19 protein-coding genes are annotated in these 22147 nt (G+C 43.0%); 15 read left to right on the forward strand and 4 right to left on the reverse strand.

Going from position 1 to position 22147, the window contains the following annotated elements; all coding sequences use genetic code 11:
• Nucleotides 1–340: 340 nt before the first annotated feature.
• Nucleotides 341–787, reverse strand: a complete 447-nt coding sequence (locus ACH10T_RS11770; RefSeq protein WP_394809465.1) for a prepilin-type N-terminal cleavage/methylation domain-containing protein — start codon at nt 785–787, stop codon at nt 341–343.
• A 207-nt stretch (nt 788–994) separates the two neighbouring features.
• Nucleotides 995–3784, reverse strand: coding sequence for a bifunctional [glutamate--ammonia ligase]-adenylyl-L-tyrosine phosphorylase/[glutamate--ammonia-ligase] adenylyltransferase (gene glnE, locus ACH10T_RS11775; RefSeq protein WP_394809466.1), 2790 nt, complete (start codon nt 3782–3784; stop codon nt 995–997).
• 271 nt (nt 3785–4055) lie between these two features.
• Between glnE and ACH10T_RS11780 the strand changes: the two genes are divergently transcribed.
• The 9 genes from ACH10T_RS11780 (at nt 4056) to ACH10T_RS11820 (ending at nt 13945) form a co-directional block, all read left to right on the forward strand.
• On the forward strand, nt 4056–4886 hold the full coding sequence (locus ACH10T_RS11780; RefSeq protein WP_394809485.1) for a carbon-nitrogen hydrolase family protein: 831 nt from the start codon (nt 4056–4058) through the stop codon (nt 4884–4886).
• A gap of 225 nt (nt 4887–5111) precedes the next feature.
• Nucleotides 5112–6584 (forward strand): metalloprotease TldD, encoded by a 1473-nt coding sequence (gene tldD / locus ACH10T_RS11785; RefSeq protein WP_394809467.1) that lies wholly within the window; start codon nt 5112–5114, stop codon nt 6582–6584.
• A gap of 72 nt (nt 6585–6656) precedes the next feature.
• A complete protein-coding gene (locus ACH10T_RS11790; protein ID WP_394809468.1) occupies nt 6657–8360 on the forward strand; it encodes an acetolactate synthase 3 catalytic subunit in 1704 nt (567 codons plus the stop codon).
• Between the two features lie 7 nt (nt 8361–8367).
• Nucleotides 8368–8859 carry an acetolactate synthase small subunit gene (gene ilvN / locus ACH10T_RS11795; protein ID WP_394809469.1) on the forward strand — a complete coding sequence of 164 codons (492 nt, stop codon included), beginning with the start codon at nt 8368–8370 and terminating at the stop codon, nt 8857–8859.
• A gap of 121 nt (nt 8860–8980) precedes the next feature.
• The gene (ilvC, locus tag ACH10T_RS11800; protein ID WP_394809470.1) at nt 8981–9997 is read left to right on the forward strand and encodes a ketol-acid reductoisomerase; all 1017 of its coding nucleotides are present in this window, start codon (nt 8981–8983) and stop codon (nt 9995–9997) included.
• Between the two features lie 70 nt (nt 9998–10067).
• Nucleotides 10068–10733, forward strand: a complete 666-nt coding sequence (locus tag ACH10T_RS11805) for a phosphatidylserine decarboxylase (RefSeq protein WP_394809471.1) — start codon at nt 10068–10070, stop codon at nt 10731–10733.
• A 147-nt stretch (nt 10734–10880) separates the two neighbouring features.
• Complete coding sequence (gene pssA / locus ACH10T_RS11810) at nt 10881–11654, forward strand: CDP-diacylglycerol--serine O-phosphatidyltransferase (protein ID WP_394809472.1); 774 nt, start codon at nt 10881–10883, stop codon at nt 11652–11654.
• A 228-nt stretch (nt 11655–11882) separates the two neighbouring features.
• Nucleotides 11883–13415: a 2-isopropylmalate synthase gene (locus ACH10T_RS11815; protein WP_394809473.1), complete on the forward strand. Its 1533-nt coding sequence runs from the start codon at nt 11883–11885 to the stop codon at nt 13413–13415.
• 11 nt (nt 13416–13426) lie between these two features.
• Nucleotides 13427–13945 (forward strand): TlpA family protein disulfide reductase, encoded by a 519-nt coding sequence (locus ACH10T_RS11820; RefSeq protein WP_394809474.1) that lies wholly within the window; start codon nt 13427–13429, stop codon nt 13943–13945.
• Nucleotides 13946–14002: 57 nt separating this feature from the next.
• On the opposite strand, the gene ACH10T_RS11825 is transcribed toward ACH10T_RS11820, so the two are convergent.
• Both ACH10T_RS11825 and ACH10T_RS11830 read right to left on the reverse strand, forming a co-directional pair.
• Nucleotides 14003–14593, reverse strand: coding sequence for a lytic transglycosylase domain-containing protein (locus ACH10T_RS11825; protein WP_394809475.1), 591 nt, complete (start codon nt 14591–14593; stop codon nt 14003–14005).
• Complete coding sequence (locus tag ACH10T_RS11830) at nt 14581–16290, reverse strand: proline--tRNA ligase (protein ID WP_394809486.1); 1710 nt, start codon at nt 16288–16290, stop codon at nt 14581–14583. The genes ACH10T_RS11825 and ACH10T_RS11830 overlap by 13 nt, the downstream gene beginning before the upstream one ends.
• A gap of 207 nt (nt 16291–16497) precedes the next feature.
• Between ACH10T_RS11830 and ACH10T_RS11835 the strand changes: the two genes are divergently transcribed.
• From ACH10T_RS11835 to hflC, 6 genes are all read left to right on the forward strand, one after another.
• Entirely contained in the window at nt 16498–17058 is a 561-nt protein-coding gene (locus ACH10T_RS11835) for an RNA pyrophosphohydrolase (protein WP_394809476.1), read from the forward strand.
• Nucleotides 17059–17235: 177 nt separating this feature from the next.
• A complete protein-coding gene (locus ACH10T_RS11840; RefSeq protein WP_394809477.1) occupies nt 17236–18228 on the forward strand; it encodes a cytochrome-c peroxidase in 993 nt (330 codons plus the stop codon).
• Nucleotides 18229–18476: 248 nt separating this feature from the next.
• The gene (gene hfq / locus ACH10T_RS11845) at nt 18477–18722 is read left to right on the forward strand and encodes an RNA chaperone Hfq (protein WP_013964969.1); all 246 of its coding nucleotides are present in this window, start codon (nt 18477–18479) and stop codon (nt 18720–18722) included.
• Nucleotides 18722–19909: a GTPase HflX gene (hflX, locus tag ACH10T_RS11850; RefSeq protein WP_394809478.1), complete on the forward strand. Its 1188-nt coding sequence runs from the start codon at nt 18722–18724 to the stop codon at nt 19907–19909. The genes hfq and hflX overlap by 1 nt, the downstream gene beginning before the upstream one ends.
• Before the next feature lie 21 nt (nt 19910–19930).
• Nucleotides 19931–21109: an FtsH protease activity modulator HflK gene (gene hflK / locus ACH10T_RS11855; protein ID WP_394809479.1), complete on the forward strand. Its 1179-nt coding sequence runs from the start codon at nt 19931–19933 to the stop codon at nt 21107–21109.
• On the forward strand, nt 21110–21985 hold the full coding sequence (gene hflC / locus ACH10T_RS11860; protein WP_292993476.1) for a protease modulator HflC: 876 nt from the start codon (nt 21110–21112) through the stop codon (nt 21983–21985).
• Nucleotides 21986–22147 lie beyond the last annotated feature (162 nt).

The raw sequence follows: 22147 nt of genomic DNA on the forward strand, positions 1-22147 counted from the left end.
CAGAAAAATTGGGTTTGCGCATGCCTGCCAATTCATCTGAAACCAGAATTCTTACTTGGCAGCGCATATCTGACCGCTGAATTTCTGAGTATGCTCTAAGTAAGCTTGGAATAATACAAATTGGTTATTCAATAGGGACGAGTAATTTTTTTGATCAACAGTATCGATTTCTTGCTGTGCTTGAGATGAAGAATAACCAGAGATTGCTGATAAGGAATGTTTAGCTTGTTGGATTCTGAGAAACGTTCGATGTTCTGAACCAGATATGGGAAAGGCGCAATGCCCTTTGGGTATTGCGCCTTACGAGTTTACTCACCTAGATTAAGTTGTGAGTTTAGAATTAGCATATTCCAGCAGCAACACATGTACTTGCAGCACTTCTAGCCCAGATTATAGGTCTTCCAATTCCTGCCGAAGTTCCTGTGAGTATATAGGTTTGACCAGTAAGACCGTTAGCGGCACTAGCAGTCATGGTTATTGTAGCGGTGAGTGGGCCGTTAGCGGAAATTGCACCTGAACCAGCGGCAACCGCACCATCAGTTGCAGCTGTCGCAGGAGGTATACCTCCCAATGCATTAGTACAACTGGCTGCGGCCAGAGTACCTTGTTCCTGAAAACAGAGTTCAACTCCAAGCTTATATGGTGCAGCAGCGGATGTAACTTCACTAAACCTGGCTTTCAAAGTATAGGTTTGATAAGCAGGTACAGCCACAGCAGCCAGAATACCAATGATGGCGACAACGATCATTAATTCGATGAGTGTAAAACCTTTTTGTACTTGTTGCATTTGTTATTCTCCTTTAGGTTGAGTCAGGACACACCGCGTGTGCGCGGTTTAGAGTAAGCATAAATCATGCCAGAACTTCTCAGCAAGAAAATTGTAAGGTAATGATGTGTTTATTTATCAAGCAGATTGCGGTTTTTAATCATGGTTCGAGTATTATGTCGCGCTTAAGTTTCGTTTTCATTGTACAGTGACCCGGTACAATTCGCATCAATCTCCAAATACTTCTTCCCACAGCGCCAGTACGGCCATACGATCATCTTTTAAATGACTGCCCTCGACACGGGTAAATTTCTGCGCTTGTCCATCGATGGGTGCGCCGCCTGTCATATCTGCATCGCCGTTTAATCTTTGGCGATGCTGGATGCGACGGAATTCCCGGTAAGCCGAGCGTACTTGCTCCGCTGTATTTATGGGAATAAGTCCCAGTTCACCAGCCAGTTTCAAGAGCGCGATATTGCCGATATTTCCGGTTAATTGAGAATATTGGCTGGAATATCCCAGTACTAGGTATTGCACAATGAATTCGACATCGATAATGCCGCCGCGGTCGTGTTTGATGTCAAATAATGCGGTTGGATTGGGATGAACATCGAGCATCTTTTCGCGCATTTTTAAAATATCTTGCCTGAGTTCGATTAAATTGCGCGGTTTGCATAGAATTTCTTTGCGCGTGTTTTCGAAAGCTTCTGCTACCGACTGATCACCCGCCACAAAGCGTGCCCGAGTTAATGCCTGGTGTTCCCATACCCAAGCTTGTTCCCGCTGGTATTGCGCAAAAGCTTCCATTGAACTGACCAGTAAGCCGGTGGCGCCGTTTGGGCGCAGGCGCAAATCTGTTTCATACAGTAAACCCGCTGAAGTATGGCGGGTGAGCCAGGCGTTGATGCTTTGCCCAAGCTTGGTATAAATCTCCGCAGCATCGGGATGGTCATCTTCATAAAGAAAAATTAAATCGAGATCAGAAGCGTATCCGAGTTCTTTTCCTCCCAGCTTGCCATAGCCGATAATGGCAAATACAGGCTTTTCGTGATGGCGTTTTTTTAAACCGGACCAGGCCAGATCGAGCACTGTGTCCAGAATCAAGTCGGCCAATGCGGTCAAGTGATCGCTCAGGGTTTCGAGCACCAATGTGCCTTCCAGATCGGTAACCAATAACCGGAATACCTGGGCGTGCTGGAAGTGCCGCAAAACATCCATCTGCCATTCGACAACGTCATTCTTCGGATTGTTGACATGATTCAATTGATAAATGAGTTCGTTGTGCAGTGCATTCCAGTCAGGGACAGGGTGCGGTGCGTCATGGCGTAATAATTCATCCAGCAAAATAGGGTGACGTGCCAGATAGTCGCTGGCCCATTGGCTGATGCTGACGAGTTCGGCCACGCGTTGCAGTGTATGGGGGTGTTCCAGTAAAAGCGCCAGATAGGATGTTTGCGGGCTAATCTTTTCCAGTAATTGCAGCATGCGCTCGAGTGTGGTTTCAACCGGTGGACGTTCAGCTACCGCTTCAATCAGCATTGGAACCAGTGTGTTGATTTGTTGCTGACTGGATTCGGAGAGTTGATGATAAAAAGTACCTTGATAGAATAGTCGTAATCGTTCCGAAATTTTTGCAGGTTCGGTGAATCCCATGGTACTCAGTTGTGTGGCGGCGGCTTCCGTTTGCGAGATATCTTGTGTCTCAGCTTGCCACAGATAAGCCAGCATGTCATGAGTGGATGATTTTCTGGGGGTAGCAAAAATCAGCTCAAAATGACGTGTCACGTTCTTGCGATGGATATCCAACTGTTGCATAAAATTGACATAATCGGAAAATCCCATAGCAGTTGCCATAAGATTCTCATCGGTTGGATTTAGGGGGAGCGTCTGTGTCTGTTGGTCATCCAGATACTGGAGACGATGTTCCAGTTTACGCAGAAAGTGATACGCATTCGTGAGTTCCGCGACAGCTTGTTGCGGAAGTTGTTGTTTGTTCTGCAAACGATGTAAAACACTTAATGTGGGTCGAATACACAAATCAACATCGCGGCCCCCCCGGATCAATTGAAAAACCTGTGTAATAAATTCTATTTCACGAATTCCCCCGGGGCCCAGTTTGATGTTGTCGTGCATTTCACGGCGCTCGACTTCCTTGCGCAATTGCGCATGTAAACGACGCATCGATTCGTAAGCGCCGAAGTCTAGATACTTGCGAAATACAAACGGTCTTACAATTTTCTCCGTGAGGGTCGATTCAGCTTCGGTATCCGCGTGACCTGCAATTACCCGGCCTTTGATCCAGGCATAACGTTCCCATTCCCGCCCTTGTTTGATGAAATACTCTTCCAGCATAGGAAAGCTGATTGCCAAAGGACTGTTTTCTCCATGCGGACGCAAGCGCATATCGACGCGGAATACATAACCATCTACCGTATAGTCGTTGAGACTGGCGATCAGTTTGCGGCCGAGTCGGGCAAAAAATTCATGGTTTGAAATGGGTTTAACGCCATTTGTTTCGCCATCTTCCGGGTAAACGAAGATCAAATCAACATCGGATGATACGTTGAGTTCACCACCGCCCAATTTGCCCATGGCTACAACCAGCATATGCTGAAGCGCATTGCTTTGTTCTCCGATGGGTAATCCGAAGCGATTGGGTTGCGTTAGCCAGCTTTCATGGTACTTAAGCGCAAAATTGATGGTGACTTCGGCGAGCTCAGTCATACTGGACATTACTTCGGATAAATCAGCTTGGCCGCTGATATCACGAATGGCTAATCGAAGCATAACTTGCTTGCGTAGATCTCGTAGTACGCTATGTAAAATCTCTTCGTTGGTGATCAGTGCGGAATGAGATTCCAGGAACGCCAGCATTTCCTCTCTTTTGAAAGGAGACTGAAGCGTTGTTAGCAACGCAATTTTTCGTGCGGGCTCGCTGTCCATTATGCGCTGTGCATAACGACTAAAAGGCAGCGCGGCGGCGAGCGTTGCATCCGGTGAGTGCTTGATAGTGTGCATAATATTCAGCAATAAATTTTATAGAATAACAAAGCCAATGTTTGCTTATGTCAGATAATGCATAAATCAAATTAGAACGTTGTCAAAGTAAATGCTAGAATCCAGTTTAGCGAAGCGCGAATCCTTGATTTTATATGGAATAATTAGGAAAAGCGCTTGATAATAACGAGAATTCATAAAGGTTTCAGTTAATAATCAATTTTATTTTTGAAATCCTGAAGATCAGAGCAAATGAAAAATGTTAAACAATACCACTAAACAACAGCAGCCAATGATTGAAAACGAGAAACGTAAAGGTTTTCGCGTAGCTGCCATTCAAATGGCCTCGGGTCCGAGTGTGACTGCAAATCTGAAAGAAGCGGCGCGCTTAATAGAAGATGCGGCTTCTCAAAAAGCCAAACTGATTGTGTTACCTGAATATTTTTGTATCATGGGAATGAAGGATACGGATAAATTGGCTGTCCGGGAGCAACCTGGCGACGGGCAAATACAGAGATTTCTCAGTGATACGGCGAAACGTTTGGGTGTATGGTTGGTGGGGGGGTCGGTGCCATTAGCGTCACCCGAGACGGATAAGGTTTATAATAGCTGTTTAGTGTATGCAGATAATGGGGAACAGGTTGCGCGCTACGACAAAATTCATTTGTTTGGCTTGCAATTGGGCAATGAGTATTATGCCGAGGAAAAAACCATTAAAGCAGGGAGTAAAGTAGTGACTGTAGATTCTCCATTTGGCCGTATCGGGTTGTCGATATGTTACGATCTGCGGTTTCCGGAGCTGTTCCGCATGATGAATAATGTTGACATCATCTTGGCACCTGCGGCATTTACTGCGATTACAGGAAAAGCGCATTGGGAAGTGTTGGTTCGTGCACGTGCGGTTGAGAATATGGCTTATGTGATAGCACCCGGGCAAGGCGGTTATCATGTGAACGGACGCGAGACGAATGGGGACAGTATGATTGTCGATCCCTGGGGTGTTGTGATGGAGCGTTTGCCACGTGGTTCCGGAGCCGTGGTGGCGACAATTGATCCGGAGTATCAGATCAGTTTACGGACGAACTTGCCAGCATTAGATCATCGAATTTTGCAGTACTGTTAGACTTCTCAAATTTTGTAATTAACAGACTCTCCAAGCTGCGGTGTAATCTATGGTGTAGTTTATTGAACGCCCCATCGGATTAGATAACTAAATGGGGTGAGTGAAATTATCGGTTGCAGTATTGTGCTGTATCGGAGAGTGTTTTTCGAGTGAGCGACTCCTGAAATGACCGTTGGATTGGGTGCAGTTTTTTGGATAGGCAGTGAATAAAATAAATCAGATATGATGACGACTGAATGTATGACAGAAACAAAAGATTTCTACGCAATTGCCGACCGTTGCTTGTTGTCGCCATATGATATCGATGCTGCCCGATTGCAACAAGTATTGGGTCAAATACTGACGCATCATATTGATTACGCTGATCTCTATTTTCAGTACAGTCGTTCAGAAGGCTGGATGCTGGAGGAAGGCATTGTTAAATCGGGCAGTTTCAATATCGAGCAGGGCGTTGGTGTTCGCGCTATCAGTGGGGAAAAGACCGGGTTCGCTTATTCTGATGACATCAGTATGCCAGCGCTGGTATCGGCTGCTCAAGCAACACGGGCAATTGCCAATCAAGGCGGAGCGCACTCAGTACAAGTGGTGAAACATAATCAAATGGGGCGGCAGACGCAGCTTTATTTACCGGAAGATCCGATAGCAAGTCTTAAAGATGCAGATAAAGTCGCATTATTGGAGAGGTTAGAACGCTATACCCGGCAGCTTGATCGACGGATTACTCAGGTCGTCGCTTCACTCGCCGGTGAATATGAAGTGGTATTGGTAACCCGCAGCGATGGATTGCTTGCAGCTGATGTCAGACCGCTGGTTCGATTGTCCTTGCAGGTGATTGCTGAAGAAAATGGCCGTCGTGAGCAAGGTGTGGCCGGTGGTGGTGGGCGCTTCAGCTATGCTTATTTCACCGATGAGATTTTGCAGGATTATGCGCAAAAAGCTGTCCATCAGGCGGTGGTTAATCTGGATGCGCGTCCTGCACCTGCTGGCACCATGACGGTTGTTCTGGGAAGTGGCTGGCCTGGGATATTACTGCATGAAGCAATTGGTCATGGATTGGAAGGGGATTTCAACCGGAAAGGCAGTTCGGCTTTCTCGGGGCGTGTGGGTGAACGTGTTGCAGCTCCTGGCGTTACGGTTGTCGACGATGGAACAATTCCGCAAAGACGTGGATCGTTAAATATTGATGACGAAGGTAACCCGACACAATGTACTGTATTGATAGAAGATGGCATACTGAGAGGCTATTTGCAGGACAGTCTGAATGCCCGGTTAATGGATTTACCCGTTACCGGGAATGGTCGGCGTGAATCTTTCGCGCATATACCGATGCCGCGCATGACCAATACGTATATGCTGAATGGTGATAAGGATCCAGCGGAAATTATCGCTTCAGTAAAGCATGGTTTGTACGCAGCAAATTTTGGCGGCGGGCAAGTCGATATTACTAGTGGAAAATTTGTTTTCTCGGCAGCTGAAGCTTACATGATTGAAGATGGAAAAATCACCTACCCGGTTAAGGGTGCTACGTTGATTGGTAACGGTCCCGATGTGTTGACACGGGTTTCCATGATCGGAAACGATATGCTGTTGGATCCTGGTGTCGGAACCTGTGGTAAAGAAGGACAAAGTGTGCCGGTTGGCGTTGGGCAGCCGACATTACGCATTGATGGATTGACTGTAGGTGGTACAGGAATTTGACGGTACGATGATGGACTTTTACTGTTAGAATATTTTATAACTTGTTGAAATTGATATTGGGATGCAGAAAGCATGAGTATGGAATTGACCGGCGCTGAAATTACAATACGTTGTTTGCAGGAAGAAGGCATACGTTGTATTTTCGGTTATCCTGGCGGAGCGGTATTGTTTATTTATGATGAATTGTTCAAGCAGGATAAAGTTCGGCATATATTGGTGCGTCATGAACAGGCTGCAGTACATGCTGCAGATGGTTATGCTCGCTCTAGCAATAATGTGGGTGTAGCACTGGTTACTTCGGGGCCGGGCGTGACCAATGCCGTGACAGGTATTGCAACAGCTTATATGGATTCAATTCCTATGGTGATAATCAGTGGGCAAGTACCCACAAGTGCCATTGGTTTGGATGCATTTCAGGAAGTTGATACAGTAGGTATTACACGACCTTGTGTCAAACACAATTTTCTGGTGAAGGATGTAACCGAGCTGGCACAAACTATTAAAAAAGCCTTTTATATTGCTTCGACAGGTCGTCCCGGTCCTGTGTTGGTGGATATACCCAAGGATGTTTCGCAACAAAAAACCAAGTTTGTTTACCCGGACAAGATCACCATGCGGTCCTATAATCCGGTGACCAAAGGGCATTCTCGGCAAATTAAGAGAGCCGCCGAACTGATTCTCAGCGCCAAACGCCCAGTGATCTACGCAGGCGGTGGAGTGATATTAAGTGATGCTGCGCCGCAATTAACCGAATTGGTGAAAATACTGAATTTTCCCTGCACCAATACGCTGATGGGATTGGGCGGATATCCTGCGACGGATAAGCAATCCTTGGGGATGTTGGGTATGCACGGTACGTATGAAGCTAACATGGCAATGCAGTATTGTGATGTTCTGGTGGCTGTGGGTGCGCGCTTTGATGATCGTGTGATTGGTAACCCCAAACATTTTTCTAATGAAAATAGAAAGATCATTCATATTGATATTGATCCGTCGTCCATTTCCAAACGCGTTAAGGTAGACGTGCCTATTGTGGGCGATGTTCTGGATGTGCTGAAAGAACTCATCAAGCTGATCAAAGCTGGAAAGGAAAAACCTGATCAAGCGGCATTGAAAGAGTGGTGGAAACAGATCGAGTTATGGCGTGAGCGGGATTGCCTTAAATATGATCGTGAAAGCAAAATTATTAAACCGCAGATGGTGATTGAGAAACTGTTCAATATCACCAAAGGGGATGCCTTTATCACCTCGGATGTCGGACAGCATCAGATGTGGGCGGCACAATTTTATAAATTTGATAAACCACGACGCTGGATTAATTCCGGTGGATTGGGCACGATGGGATTCGGTATGCCTGCCGCAATGGGTGTGCAACTGGCTAACCCAAAAGGCAAAGTCGCTTGTATTACGGGTGAGGCGAGTATTCAGATGTGTATTCAGGAACTGTCAACCTGCAAGCAGTATAAATTACCTTTGAAAATTATTAACTTGAATAATCGTTACATGGGTATGGTAAGACAATGGCAGGAATTCTTTCATGGTAATCGCTATGCGGAGTCCTATATGAATGCACTCCCGGATTTTGTGAAGCTGGCTGAAAGCTACGGACATGTCGGAATGAAGATTGAACGACCAGAAGATGTAGAAGGCGTCTTGAAAGAAGCATTTAAACTGAAGGATCAACTGGTATTTATGGACTTTATTACCGATCAAACTGAAAACGTTTTTCCCATGGTGCCGGGTGGTAAAGGGCTTTCTGAAATGATTCTGGTGTAGAAAATAAATGCGACATATTATTTCTTTATTGATGGAAAATGAAGCAGGGGCTTTGTCTCGCGTAGCAGGCCTGTTTTCAGCACGTGGCTACAATATTGAATCACTTTCCGTAGCGCCTACTGAAGATCCAACATTGTCGCGTATGACGGTGGTGACTATTGGTTCTGATGAGGTGGTGGAACAAGTGACCAAACAATTAAACAAGTTGATTGAAGTAGTGAAAATCATCGACTTGAATGAAGGTAATCATATAGAGCGCGAGTTAATGCTGGTCAAAGTACGTGCGATTGGTTCAGATCGGGAAGAAATCAACCGACTGGTTGAAATTTTTCGTGGTTGTATTATTGATGTAACAGACAAATCCTATACCATCGAGTTAACGGGCACTAGCTCGAAACTGGATGCATTTCTTGAAGCTGTTGAGCGGAGCGCGGTTCTGGAAACAGTGCGTACAGGTGCTTCCGGCATAGGGCGTGGAGAATGGATTTTAAAGGTATAATCTCTATTTGCTGATTAATCCAAATCTTGAGGTTAGCAATCCAGAGTAATTTATACTTTGAGTAAAGTATTCTCTCTATTGCGCGCCTGTTTCTATTCTAATTTTGTTTAAAAGGAAAATAATGAAAGTTTATTACGATAAAGATGCAGATCTGTCTCTTATTAAAGGAAAAAAAGTAACTATCTTGGGTTATGGTTCACAGGGGCATGCACATGCTAATAATTTGAGTGAATCGGGAGTCAAAGTTACGGTTGGTCTGCGTAAGGGCGGAGCATCCTGGAATAAAGCCGAGAACGCTGGATTAGCGGTAAAGGAAGTTGCTAAAGCCGTTAAGGATGCAGATGTTGTCATGGTTTTATTGCCCGACGAACAGATTGGGTCAGTCTATAAAGCGGAGATCGAGCCAGGATTGAAAAAAAATGCTACTGTAGCATTTGCTCATGGTTTCAGTGTTCACTATGGACAGGTAAGCCCGCGTGAAGATCTTGATGTGATCATGATTGCCCCTAAGGGACCTGGTCATTTGGTTCGTTCCACGTATCTGCAGGGTGGTGGTGTACCTTCACTGATTGCAGTTCATCAGGATAAATCGGGTAAAGCACGCGATTTGGCGCTATCTTATGCAGCTGCGAATGGCGGTACGCGAGGCGGCGTGATCGAAACTAGCTTCCGTGAAGAGACTGAAACAGACTTGTTTGGCGAGCAGGTTGTATTATGTGGCGGTTTGACTGCATTGATTCAAGCCGGCTTTGAAACTCTAGTAGAGGCTGGCTATGCGCCGGAAATGGCCTATTTTGAATGCCTGCATGAGGTCAAACTAATTGTAGATCTGATTTATGAAGGCGGTATCGCAAATATGCGCTATTCCATTTCGAATAATGCAGAATATGGTGATGTGTCACGTGGGCCGCGTATTATTACCGACGAAACACGTGCAGAAATGCGTAAAATTTTACGCCAGATTCAAACGGGTGAGTATGCCCGGGAATTTATTCTGGAAAATCAATCCGGGGCGCCTGTACTTAAATCAAGTCGTCGTATAGCATCCGAACATCAGATTGAACAAGTGGGTGCAAAGTTGCGCGATATGATGCCGTGGATCAAGAAAAACAAACTCGTGGATCAAGTGAAAAACTAGAGAATTATGGTTTTTTCTATGATTTGAACTTTGGCTTCTTCACCATTCAAACTCTTGTCGTAATTTATCTATGGCTTATTATCCTCATCCTATCATTGCTCGCGAAGGTTGGCTTCATATTGTAATTGCGTTCTCTACCGCATTGGGCACAACGTTGTTAGTTGACTGGCTTTGGGCAATACCATTTTGGGTGATTGCTTTTTTCGTTTTGCAGTTTTTCCGTGATCCACCTCGAGAAATTCCACTGAATCCGAATGCCATTTTAGCACCTGCTGATGGCAGAATTGTTGCTGTTGAAAAGACTCATGACCCTTATCTGGAGCGCGAAGCCGTTAAGATCAGCGTTTTTATGAATGTGTTTAATGTACATTCCAATCGTAGCCCAGTTGACGGCGAGGTGCGGGATAAATGGTATTTTCCAGGGAAATTCATTAATGCAGATTTACCGAAAGCTTCGCTGGAAAATGAGCGGAATGCACTATGGATTAAGACTGTTAATGGCGCCGATGTAACCTGCGTTCAAGTGGCTGGGTTGGTCGCGAAACGTATTATTTGCCATGTTTCTCCGGGTGATCATCTGTCGCGTGGCCAACGCTTTGGATTTATACGGTTTGGTTCGAGAGTGGATGTTTATTTGCCGCTAAATACTAGAATTAATGTCAACATCGGTGATAAAGTGTCAGCAACACTGACGATATTGGCAGAATTTCGTGATGAAGCAAAAGCGATTAGCTAAAAAGAGAATACAAATTTAAAAATTCTCCGTATCAGAGTTTTGGTACCAACGAATGGCGCTGTACTGAGAATCCTTTTTACGAGATGCCTGAGATTAATTATCAACTAGAATATTTTATTATTAGCATGCTTTCACAAAAAACCAATAATGCCTGATTCTCTGCCAGAACGTCTTGTACTCAAATCTCGATTGCGGCGTCGTGGTATTTATTTATTGCCTAACTTATTTACCACAGCCGCTTTGTTTGCGGGTTTTTATGCCATTGTGCAGGCAATGAATGGAAATTTCGAATCTTCTGCAGTAGCCGTTTTTATAGCCATGGTGTTGGATGGATTGGATGGCCGGGTGGCACGGCTGACAGGTACGCAAAGCGAGTTTGGTGCCGAATACGATAGTATGTCGGATATGGTTTCTTTTGGTGTCGCACCTGCACTGATTGTGTATGAGTGGGCTTTGAAAGATATGGATCAATGGGGTTGGATCATCGCATTTATTTACTGTGCGTGTGCAGCCTTGCGGCTTGCACGATTCAATACCAATATAGAGGTGGTTGATAAGCGTTTTTTTCAAGGCTTGCCCAGTCCTGCCGCAGCTGCATTAATCGCAGGACTTGTTTGGGTAATGCTTAATTTTCAGGTGCAAGGGAGCGATATAAAATGGCTTGCTAGTATCGTTACTTTATTTGCTGCTTTGACCATGGTCAGTAATATTCCTTATTATAGTGGTAAAGAAATTAATTTACGTCGCCGGGTTCCATTCTTTACGGTCTTGTTATTAGTACTATTCTTTTTTGTTTTAATTCCAAGTCACCCGCCGCTCGTATTATTTTTTCTGTTTGCGGCGTATGCATTTTCGGGTTATTTTGTTAAATTATGGCGGTTTAGTAGAAGTAAAAAGAATAATGAAACACCCAGTTCCTGACGGTTATCTATTGCACAGAAAGAAAAAACTATTTATATTCACCGCCATTATGTTTGCAAAAAATTATAACCACTCGCTGTATTTTCTTTCAGGTCCGATGGCTCTATCGGGACCGTTATTGCGCCTTGCGCGCTAAAATTTTCTACCCCTATTTCCCTTTCTTCCCTATAAAATTCGAAAAACGAGTTTTATCTTACTTTAAGTTTTCTTCCTTAAGTGGAGAGCATAATGCAAGAGCATTTGATTATTTTTGATACGACATTGCGTGACGGTGAACAAAGTCCTGGTGCATCCATGACTAAAGAAGAAAAGGTGCGTATCGCCTGGCAGCTGGAACGTATGGGTGTGGATGTTATTGAAGCAGGATTCCCAGCAGCATCTAACGGAGATTTTGAGGCTGTTAGAGCAGTGGCTGACTCGGTAAAGGCAAGTGTGGTATGTGGATTGGCACGTGCGATCGAGGCTGATATTCAGCGTGCAGGTGAAGCATTAAAAGGTGCACAATCGGCGCGTATCCATACGTTTATTGCGACATCACCGATCCATATGAAGAATAAACTAAGGATGTCGCCTGATCAGGTGATTACACAAGCCGTGAAAGCTGTGAAATGGGCGCGTCAGTATACCGATAATGTTGAGTTCTCTCCAGAGGATGCCGGCCGCTCAGAAATAGATTTCTTGTGTCAAATACTTGAAGCTGTTATTGACGCAGGTGCGACGACATTGAATATTCCGGATACGGTGGGCTATACCATGCCGGATCAGTTCGGTAAGCTGATTCGTAGTTTGCGTGAACGCATTCCGAATTCGGATAAAGCGATTTTTTCGGTACATTGTCATAATGATTTAGGGTTGGCTGTAGCCAATTCACTGGCTGCCGTGATGAATGGCGCGCGGCAAGTAGAATGTACCATCAATGGCTTAGGAGAGAGAGCGGGCAATGCCTCACTGGAAGAAGTTGTTATGGCTGTGCGAACGCGCCAGGATTATTTTTCCTGTGATACGAAAATCGATGCCACACATATTGTATCGGCAAGTAAGCTGGTTTCCGGCATTACTGGTTTCCCGGTACAACCCAATAAAGCGATTGTTGGGGCCAATGCTTTTGCACATGAATCAGGTATTCACCAGGATGGCGTGCTGAAACACCGAGAGACTTATGAAATCATGCGCGCAGAAGATGTGGGTTGGGGGGCAAATAAGTTATTACTGGGAAAACATTCCGGGCGTAATGCATTCCGCAATCGCCTCATGGAGTTAGGCATTGAACTGGAATCCGAAGAAATGCTTAATAATATTTTCATGCGTTTCAAGGAGTTGGCGGATAAGAAGCACGAGATATTTGATGAAGACCTCCATGCATTGGTTTCAGATGAAGTACTGGTGCTACAAGAGCGCTACCGGTTAATATCACTTACCATTCACTGCGAAACAGGCGAAGTTCCTTATGCACGTATTGTGATTTCTGACGATGGAAGTGAAATGAATGCTGAATCTCAAGGAAGCGGTCCGGTGGATGCAACTTTCCGTGCGATTGAAACGCTACTATCCAGCGGGGTTAAGCTGCAATTATTTTCGGTTAACAATATTACCAGTGGAACTGATGCACAAGGAGAAGTAACCGTACGGCTACAGAAGTCTGACCGTATCGTCAATGGACATGGCGCAGATACCGATATTGTTGTAGCGTCAGCAAAAGCCTATCTCAGTGCGCTCAATAAGCTGCATAGCAAGCTAGAACGGGCTCATCCGCAGGTATAACAGAGTTGAGAATGTCGATAAGAATTCAATGGAAGCTTTGCCACAAAGTGATGAAGCACAAACTGGCAGTATTGTTTTGTTTGGTACCACTGATATTGAGTGCTCAGGCACAAGCATTTCAGTTTCAAGATGCAACAGGGAAAATTCATAAGCTGGCAGACTATAAAGGACGGTGGGTTCTGGTTAATTTCTGGGCAACCTGGTGTCCGCCCTGTTTGAAAGAAATTCCTGATTTGATTGCGTTATATGAGAGCAGAACAGATATTATGGTGATCGGCGTGGCAATGGATTTTAGTGATCCACAAGTGGTTATGGATTTTGTTCAGTCAATGTCAATTACATATCCCACTGTTTTAGGTAATCGGCAGATTGCTTCTCAGCTCGACGATATCTCACTACTGCCCAGTACTTATTTTTTTGATCCGGATGGAAAACCAGCTGCGCGCCAGCTTGGGATCATTTCGAGAGAAAGTATAGAAAAGTTTATTGAGTCAAAGTCAATTAAGAAAAGTTTGGGTCAAACACGCTAATAAATTTGATTCAGTTTCTTGATTGATAATCAATAGGAATGTCTAACTATTATTTTGCTATGACGCGGTATAACGCCATGTGGTCTGCCATTTATTAAACACGAGCTGTGGATAGGTAATTTCACCCAAGCTGCCATTATATCGTCCAAGGGCGCGGAAATAATCGCCTTTTTCTTTATTCAGATAATGGCGCAGAATGGTGCAGCCATAGCGTAAATTAACGCGCAAATGAAAAAGATTGTGATCCCGGTGGCCAATGGCTTCAATCCAGAATGGCATTACTTGCATATAGCCGCGCGCGCCTGCATGCGAAAGGGCGTATTTCTTGAAACCACTTTCAACTTGAATCACACTTAACACAAGTTGTGGATCTAATCCCGCGCGCGTTGCTTCATAAAAAACAGTTCTCAGAAATTCTTCCCGCTCGATTGGATCGGTTATGAATTTCTCTAAGCGGCTACTCATGCTGATAAGCCAAGTGATACTGTCAGCTACGGCGGCATATTCAGTGTATGAAGCGGCCTGATCACTCCTTTCGTGGAGAATGACTGTCTGGGTATTGGCAGCAAGCGTTTCATAATGCAGATTATTGGCGTGTATGATGCCTGTAAAGAGCGAAAGTAGTAGCGTGCAGATTAGTTTGTACATATTTTGTTTGTTATAAATGAAAGAATTAGGTCCATAGCTATCGCTTGTGATGCTTGATCTTTTCTTCCTTGATATTCGATGATGGATTGCTTGAGCCCTCGTTCGCCAATCACAATTCGATGCGGAATACCGATTAGTTCCATATCGGCGAACATAACACCGGGGCGTTCGTCACGATCATCTAAAAGCACTTCGATTCGAGCATCTGAAAATTGTTGATACAGTTTTTCCACGACATCTTTTACTAAACTACTTTTCTGCAGGCCAATCGGTATGATCGCGAGCTGAAAGGGTGCTATCGTGGTTGGAAAAATGATGCCATGATCATCATGATTTTGTTCAATGGCGGCAGCAATAATGCGTGAAATACCGATACCATAGCAACCCATTTCCATGTAATGAGTTTGACCCGATTCGTCGAGATAGCTGGCTTTCATAATTTCAGAATATTTTGTACGCAATTGAAAAATATGACCTACTTCAATTCCGCGGCAAATTTCTAATTTTCCTTTACCGTCCGGAGAATCATCACCTGTAACAACATTTCGGATATCGAAAACATGATCGGGTATTTTGAGGTCGCGATCAAAATTCACTTGGGTCAGATGGAACCCTTCTTTGTTTGCTCCACAAACAAAGTTACTCATATTCATGACAGTTTGATCAGCAATTACACAAGTATCTAACCCAACGGGGCCAATGTATCCAGGTATTGTTCCAATTTCAAGTAGAATATCTGATTCGCTTGCCATCTGAAACTCGGATAAAAAGGGTATTTTCCTCACTTTTAATTCGTTGAGTTGATGATCACCCCGTAGCAATAGTAAAAATATTTTATTATTTGCCTTTACTGCAAGGGTTTTAATTGTCTTTTGTAATGGTATTCCTAGAAATTCTGCAACTTCAATACAGGTTTTTCTATTGGGCGTTGGGATTTTCAGCATAACCCCTTCGGGTTTAACCCGTTCTTTTTGCACTGACAATGTCCTAGCCAACTCAATATTGGCGGCATAATCTGATTCTGTACAAAATGCGATCGCATCCTCACCGGATTCAGCTAAGACATGAAATTCATGTGAACCACTGCCTCCTATAGCGCCAGTATCAGCCGCAACGGCACGAAATTTTAAACCAAGGCGTGTAAAAATACGGCCATAGGTTTCATACATGAGTTGATATGTTTGCATCAGACTGTTTTCATCAGTGTGGAATGAATACGCATCTTTCATTAAGAATTCTCGCGCACGCATTACTCCAAAACGTGGTCGAATTTCATCACGAAATTTTGTTTGTATTTGATAGAAATTGAGTGGTAATTGACGATAGCTTTTGATTTCTCTCCGTGCTATGTCGGTTATGATTTCCTCATGCGTTGGGCCAAAACAGAAATCATGTTCATGCCGATCTTTGATTTTTAGCATTTGTGGACCGAATACATCCCATCTGCCAGTTTCTTGCCATAATTCAGCAGGTTGTATCGCAGGCATCAAAACTTCTATAGCGCCACTTTTATTCATTTCATCACGAACAATGTTTTCTATTTTTCGTAGTATTCTTAAACCCAGCGGCATCCAAGTATATAGTCCACTACCTAAGCGTTTGATCAGCCCGGCGCGTAGCATAAGTTTGTGACTGACTAGCTCTGCTTCGGCAGGTGCTTCCTTAAGCGTTGAAATAAAAAATTGCGAGACGCGCATAAGTGATTCCATTATGATAATAAAATTATAGTAATTTTACCTTGAAATACTTGGCGAAGTGCGGATTAGTCTATCGTTATGGATAGATAATCAACTTAAATAGATAGAATCTCTCTAAAGTATGGGGTTTTTGTTTTATAGGCACTTTCAATCTATAGTAAAGTATGGAAAAATCTACCCATTTGATGGGTCGAATGAGTAATTCACATGATTGACCGTAACGGATATCGCCCCAATGTTGGTATTGTCCTGCTGAATTCAAAAAATGAAGTATTTTGGGGCAAGCGCATAAGACAAAATTCTTGGCAATTTCCACAAGGTGGTATTAAGTCGGGAGAAAGTCCTGAACAAGCCATGTATCGGGAATTAACCGAAGAAATAGGGTTGCATCCAAATCACGTTGAGATTGTTGGGCGAACGCGCGACTGGCTGCGATATGAAGTACCTGATCGCTGGATTAGGCGTGAGTGGCGCGGAAATTACAAAGGCCAAAAGCAAATTTGGTATTTGTTGCGCTTGATAGGGCGTGATAGTGATGTTTCGTTACGCGGAAGTGCGCATCCAGAATTTGATGCTTGGCGCTGGAATCAATACTGGATTGAATTAGATTCAGTTGTGGAGTTTAAACGCAAAGTTTACAAACAAGCACTGACAGAATTATCACGATTGTTGAAAACTGATCCTTGTCAAAGTACTGGTTATGAAAAAAATAATTTAATCAGTAAAACAAATGAAATTTTAATTAATCCACTGGAAGTGGATGAGTAGTCCGCTTGATATAAAGTATTTTTAAGAGTTGTTTAAGTTATTACCCAGTAAATTTTAAGAAACGGGGTAGAATTGCCCCACTTGTTTTTATAATATTCCCATTTATGGGTGTTTCATCAGGCGTAATCGGCTGCGCCATTACAGCCGTTTTATTATATATACTTAGGGAGGATACCGATGAAGATACGTACACTGGTTGCGTCACTGTTATCGATAGGCGTTCTTGTCACTTCGATTAATGTTTCAGCCAATGAACCTATTCAACCCATTAAAGCTGCTAAAATAACAAATGCTGATATGGTTGAACTGGGTAAAATGTTATTTTTTGATCCACGCTTATCGAAATCTGGATTTATTTCCTGTAATTCTTGCCATAATTTGAGTATGGGTGGAACAGATAATATTCCGAGCTCTATCGGTCATAAATGGCATCAAGGGCCTATTAATGCACCTACTGTATTAAATGCCAGTATGATTTTAGCTCAATTTTGGGATGGGCGCGCTAAGGATCTAAAAGAACAAGCGGGTGGTCCAATTGCAAATCCAGGAGAAATGGGTTCTACACATAAACTAGCTGTTGATGTAATACAATCTATTCCTCAATACCGTGGTTATTTTCAAAAAGCATTCGGTTCTGATCAGGTTGATATCGATCGAGTAACCAGCGCAATTGCAGCTTTTGAAGAAACATTAGTTACGCCTGGATCACGTTTTGATAAATGGCTGGAAGGTGACAAGAAATCTCTGAATCAGCAGGAGCTGGAAGGGTATGAGTTATTTAAGAGTAGCGGTTGCTCCGGTTGCCATAATGGACCGGCTGTAGGTGGGACACTATACCAGAAGTTTGGTGTGCATCATCCTTATAAAACCGAAAGTAAAGCGGAAGGACGAAAAGCAGTTACTGGCAAAGATACTGATTTAAATGTGTTTAAAGTACCAACTTTGCGTAATATTGAACTCACTTACCCCTACTTTCATGATGGAGCTGTAGCAACATTAGAAGATGCTGTAAAGACCATGGGTAAAGTGCAACTAGATCGTGATTTTAACAAGAAGGAAATTGATAGTATTGTTGCTTTCCTAAAAACATTAACTGGTGAGCAACCTGATATCAAACTGCCGATCCTTCCACCTTCCAACAATAGTACGCCAAGACCAGTACCGTTTTAATTTTTTTAGAATTTAAAAATCAGAAGCAATTTTGTTGAATTTTCTTGAAGTGGAAGTCAAATCCCAATCATCCAGGTGTTATGAACATAACCTGGATGCTTGCAATGTAACGATGATTCTGACAAGAAACAATTGATTTAATTTGATGATTCTACTGTATTAGTACAATCTGTTATAGATTTACAAATAAAAATAAAGTAGAGTCACTATTTATTCCAATAACCAATAATTAGAATAGGGAGTTACCTATGGGTAACAAGGGGCAGTTACTGCAAGATCCATTTCTAAACATATTGCGGAAAGAACATATTCCGGTATCAATATATTTAGTGAATGGTATTAAATTGCAAGGACAAATTGATTCATTCGATCAATATGTAGTACTGTTGAAAAACTCAGTTACGCAAATGGTATACAAGCACGCAATCTCTACAGTAGTGCCCGCAAGAGCTGTTACTATTCCTATTGAAACAATGGAAGCTCGTGATACCTGATGCCTGATTCGGGCATGAATAGAATAAAAGCTATTAATCCAGCAATACTAGTTGGTCTTGACTTTGGTAGTGCTACACATAAAGATAGCCTCCAAGAGTTAGAGCAGTTGGCTATCAGCGCTAAACTCCAGGTTTTGGCTGTTGTGGAAGGAAAACGTTCTCGCCCTGATCCTACAACCTATATTGGAAGCGGAAAGGTTGATGAAATAGCGCAGCTATTATTGCAGAATAAAGCTTCGCTGGTAATATTTAATCATGACTTATCCCCAGCTCAGCAACGTAACTTGTCCTTACGCTTAAATTGCAATGTCATTGATCGTACTAGTTTGATTCTCGACATTTTCTCTCAGCGCGCTAAGAGTCATGAAGGAAAGTTACAAGTGGAGCTGGCTCAGTTAGAACATCTTGCAACACGACTTGTACGCGGATGGACTCATCTTGAAAGACAAAAAGGTGGTATTGGTTTGCGTGGCCCTGGCGAGACTCAACTGGAAACAGATCGACGATTAATTAAAAAGCGGGTTAAGTTACTTAAAGAAAAACTTTCAGCCTTGCAGCGTCAACGTAACGTCCAAAGACGATCAAGACAGCGTACAAATGTACTTTTGGTATCTATAGTTGGTTATACCAACGCAGGAAAATCGACTTTATTTAATAGATTAGCACGTGCGCAATCATATGCTGCAGATCAGCTGTTTGCCACATTGGATACGACAACGCAAAAACTATTCCTCGCTGAAAGCGGTTCAGTAGTAATTTCGGATACCGTAGGATTTATTCGCGAATTACCGCATACGTTAGTGGCAGCTTTTCGTGCAATGCTTGAGGAAACTGTTCAGGCCGATATACTGCTTCACATAATAGATGCCAGCGGTTCGAATCGTGATGAACAGATCGAAGAAGTTAATAAGATATTAAAAGAAATTGGTGCTGATACAATTCCTCAAGTTTTAATCTTAAACAAGATTGACCTAACTGATTTGGCTGTAGGCGGCAAAGGTTGCGCGCGCGATGAATATGGTAGAATATCACGCATTCGTTTAAGTGCAAAAACAGGCGAGGGGATAGAGTTTGTAAGATTAGCATTGACAGAAGCACTTGTGGAAAACTCCAAGAGAATGTATGAGCAATCTACAGATATTAAGAGAGTAATTGGAGGTTGTGCTACGGTACAAGAACTTTTTTAAACGAACAAAACAGGAATTAATATGGGATTAAATGATCCACAATGGGGAAAAAATAAAGGCGATTCCGGTCCACCAGATTTGGATGATGTGCTGCGCAATGTTAATAAAAAGATCAATAATATTTTCGGACAAAAAAAAAGTGGTGGAGGTGATGAGGGCTCGAATACTCAAGGCCCCAAGCAACAGAGTGGCGGTAGTATCGCATTGATTCTCGGCTTGCTCGTGGTGGTGTGGCTGGCAAGCGGTTTTTATATTGTGGATGAAGGCCATAGAGGTGTCGTATTACGTTTTGGTCAATATACTGATACTACTCCGGCAGGCTTGCGTTGGCATTTACCTTATCCTATTGAGAAAGTAGAAATAGTGAATGTCAGTCAAGTTCGTACAGTTGAAATTGGTTACCGTAACAATGTGAGAAGCAAGGTACTCCGGGAGTCATTGATGTTGACTGATGATGAGAACATCATAGATATTCAGTTTGCGGTGCAATATATATTGAATAATCCAGAGAGCTTTCTGTTTAAAAATAGAAATCCTGAAGAAGCAGTTCTACAAGCAGCTGAAACTGCGATCAGACAAGTGATTGGTAAGAGTAAAATGGACTATGTCCTATATGAAGGACGTGAACAAGTTGCAGCTAATGCGACTCAACTGATGCAGAAGATTCTAGATCGTTATGCGATAGGTATCTCTATCAGCAAAGTGACTATGCAAAATGCGCAACCGCCAGAGCAGGTTCAGGCTGCATTTGATGATGCAGTAAAAGCAGGGCAAGACAGAGAGCGGCAAAAGAATGAGGGACAGGCTTATGCCAATGATGTGATTCCAAGAGCTGTTGGTAATGCTGCTCGATTGATTCAAGAATCTGAGGGATATAAACAACGAGTGATTGTAAGTGCCGAGGGTGATGCCAGTCGTTTTGAACAAATTCTTGTGGAATATAGTAAAGCGCCAAAAGTGACGCGCGAACGTTTGTATCTGGACATGATGCAACAGGTACTCTCCAATACTAGTAAGATTCTCGTTGATCAAAAGAATGGTAATAATCTCTTGTATTTGCCGTTGGATAAGCTAATAAATATGAGCGGATCAACGTCAGTTTCACCAGTAACTGCGCAGCCAATGGTGCAGGAAGCAGCGCCAGATAGTGGAATGCGGGCACGAGAGTCTTTTCGTAGCCGCGAACGGGAGATAAGATAGATGAAAAATTTTACATCAGTGTTTTCAGGTATCATCATTGCAGTGTTTTTTCTGGGAAGTTCTGCAATCTATATTGTAGATCAGCGGCAACAAGCTATTTTGTTTCAATTAGGGGAAGTGATTGATGTTAAAACGGAACCTGGTCTTTATTTTAAGATTCCTATCGCACAAAATGTACGTCTTTTTGAGAAACGCATTTTGACGATGAATACAGAAGAACCTGAACGTTTTATTACTTCGGAGAAAAAGAACGTTTTGGTAGATTTGTTTGTGAAATGGCGTATTGTAGACGTGAAACAATATTATATCAGCGTACGTGGTGATGAAAGTTTAGCGCAAACACGTTTAGCGCAAACTATTAATGCCAGTTTACGTGATGAATTTGGTAATCGTACAGTTCATGATGTTGTTTCGGGTGAGCGTGATGTTATTATGGAAATTATGCGTCAGAAAGCTGATAGTGATGCTCGTTCGATTGGAGTAGAAGTTGTTGATGTGCGTTTGAAACGAGTGGATTTGCCTCAGGAAGTCAGTGAATCGGTATATAGACGCATGGAAGCGGAACGTAAAAGGGTTGCTAATGAATTACGTTCCACTGGTGCTGCTGAATCAGAGAAGATTCGTGCTGATGCCGACAGACAACGTGAAGTCATAATGGCGGAAGCATATCGAGAAGCTCAGAAAACGATGGGTGATGGTGATAGTCAGGCAGCCGCAACCTATTCAAACGCTTTTCAGAAAGACGCCGAATTCTATGCTTTCTGGCGTAGCGTTGATGCCTATAAACAATCTTTCAAAAATAAAGGAGATATGTTGATTCTTGAACCTACCTCCGATTTCTTCAAGTATTTGAAAAATCCTGCTGTCAGTAAATAATAATTAGGGATTGATTGATTGATTGATTGATTGATTGAGCGAGTGAGTGACGCTAGTTGTGAGGACCAAAGACTCCGCTAAGAATTTTTTAAAAAAATAGGTGTGGGTCTATGGTTTACTTGCAGAATGAATATATGTAATTTTTTCATATAGTAACTTATG

Origin of the sequence: Nitrosomonas sp. (assembly GCF_043753625.1) — a bacterium.
In the GTDB taxonomy this organism is placed as follows: Bacteria; Pseudomonadota; Gammaproteobacteria; order Burkholderiales; family Nitrosomonadaceae; genus Nitrosomonas.

Bases quoted from the DNA above. Each gene is read 5' to 3' on its own strand.
- ACH10T_RS11840 (WP_394809477.1), top strand. From the start codon at position 17,236: ATGAAGATACGTACACTGGTTGCGTCACTGTTATCGATAGGCGTTCTT.
- ilvC (WP_394809470.1), top strand. From the start codon at position 8,981: ATGAAAGTTTATTACGATAAAGATGCAGATCTGTCTCTTATTAAAGGA.
- ACH10T_RS11780 (WP_394809485.1), top strand. From the start codon at position 4,056: ATGATTGAAAACGAGAAACGTAAAGGTTTTCGCGTAGCTGCCATTCAA.
- ACH10T_RS11815 (WP_394809473.1), top strand. From the start codon at position 11,883: ATGCAAGAGCATTTGATTATTTTTGATACGACATTGCGTGACGGTGAA.
- ACH10T_RS11770 (WP_394809465.1), bottom strand. From the start codon at position 787: ATGCAACAAGTACAAAAAGGTTTTACACTCATCGAATTAATGATCGTT.
- ACH10T_RS11790 (WP_394809468.1), top strand. From the start codon at position 6,657: ATGAGTATGGAATTGACCGGCGCTGAAATTACAATACGTTGTTTGCAG.
- ACH10T_RS11825 (WP_394809475.1), bottom strand. From the start codon at position 14,593: ATGTACAAACTAATCTGCACGCTACTACTTTCGCTCTTTACAGGCATC.
- ACH10T_RS11820 (WP_394809474.1), top strand. From the start codon at position 13,427: ATGTCGATAAGAATTCAATGGAAGCTTTGCCACAAAGTGATGAAGCAC.
- pssA (WP_394809472.1), top strand. From the start codon at position 10,881: ATGCCTGATTCTCTGCCAGAACGTCTTGTACTCAAATCTCGATTGCGG.
- hflK (WP_394809479.1), top strand. From the start codon at position 19,931: ATGGGATTAAATGATCCACAATGGGGAAAAAATAAAGGCGATTCCGGT.
- ACH10T_RS11830 (WP_394809486.1), bottom strand. From the start codon at position 16,290: ATGCGCGTCTCGCAATTTTTTATTTCAACGCTTAAGGAAGCACCTGCC.
- glnE (WP_394809466.1), bottom strand. From the start codon at position 3,784: ATGCACACTATCAAGCACTCACCGGATGCAACGCTCGCCGCCGCGCTG.
- ACH10T_RS11805 (WP_394809471.1), top strand. From the start codon at position 10,068: ATGGCTTATTATCCTCATCCTATCATTGCTCGCGAAGGTTGGCTTCAT.
- hfq (WP_013964969.1), top strand. From the start codon at position 18,477: ATGGGTAACAAGGGGCAGTTACTGCAAGATCCATTTCTAAACATATTG.
- ACH10T_RS11835 (WP_394809476.1), top strand. From the start codon at position 16,498: ATGATTGACCGTAACGGATATCGCCCCAATGTTGGTATTGTCCTGCTG.
- hflC (WP_292993476.1), top strand. From the start codon at position 21,110: ATGAAAAATTTTACATCAGTGTTTTCAGGTATCATCATTGCAGTGTTT.
- hflX (WP_394809478.1), top strand. From the start codon at position 18,722: ATGCCTGATTCGGGCATGAATAGAATAAAAGCTATTAATCCAGCAATA.
- tldD (WP_394809467.1), top strand. From the start codon at position 5,112: ATGACGACTGAATGTATGACAGAAACAAAAGATTTCTACGCAATTGCC.
- ilvN (WP_394809469.1), top strand. From the start codon at position 8,368: ATGCGACATATTATTTCTTTATTGATGGAAAATGAAGCAGGGGCTTTG.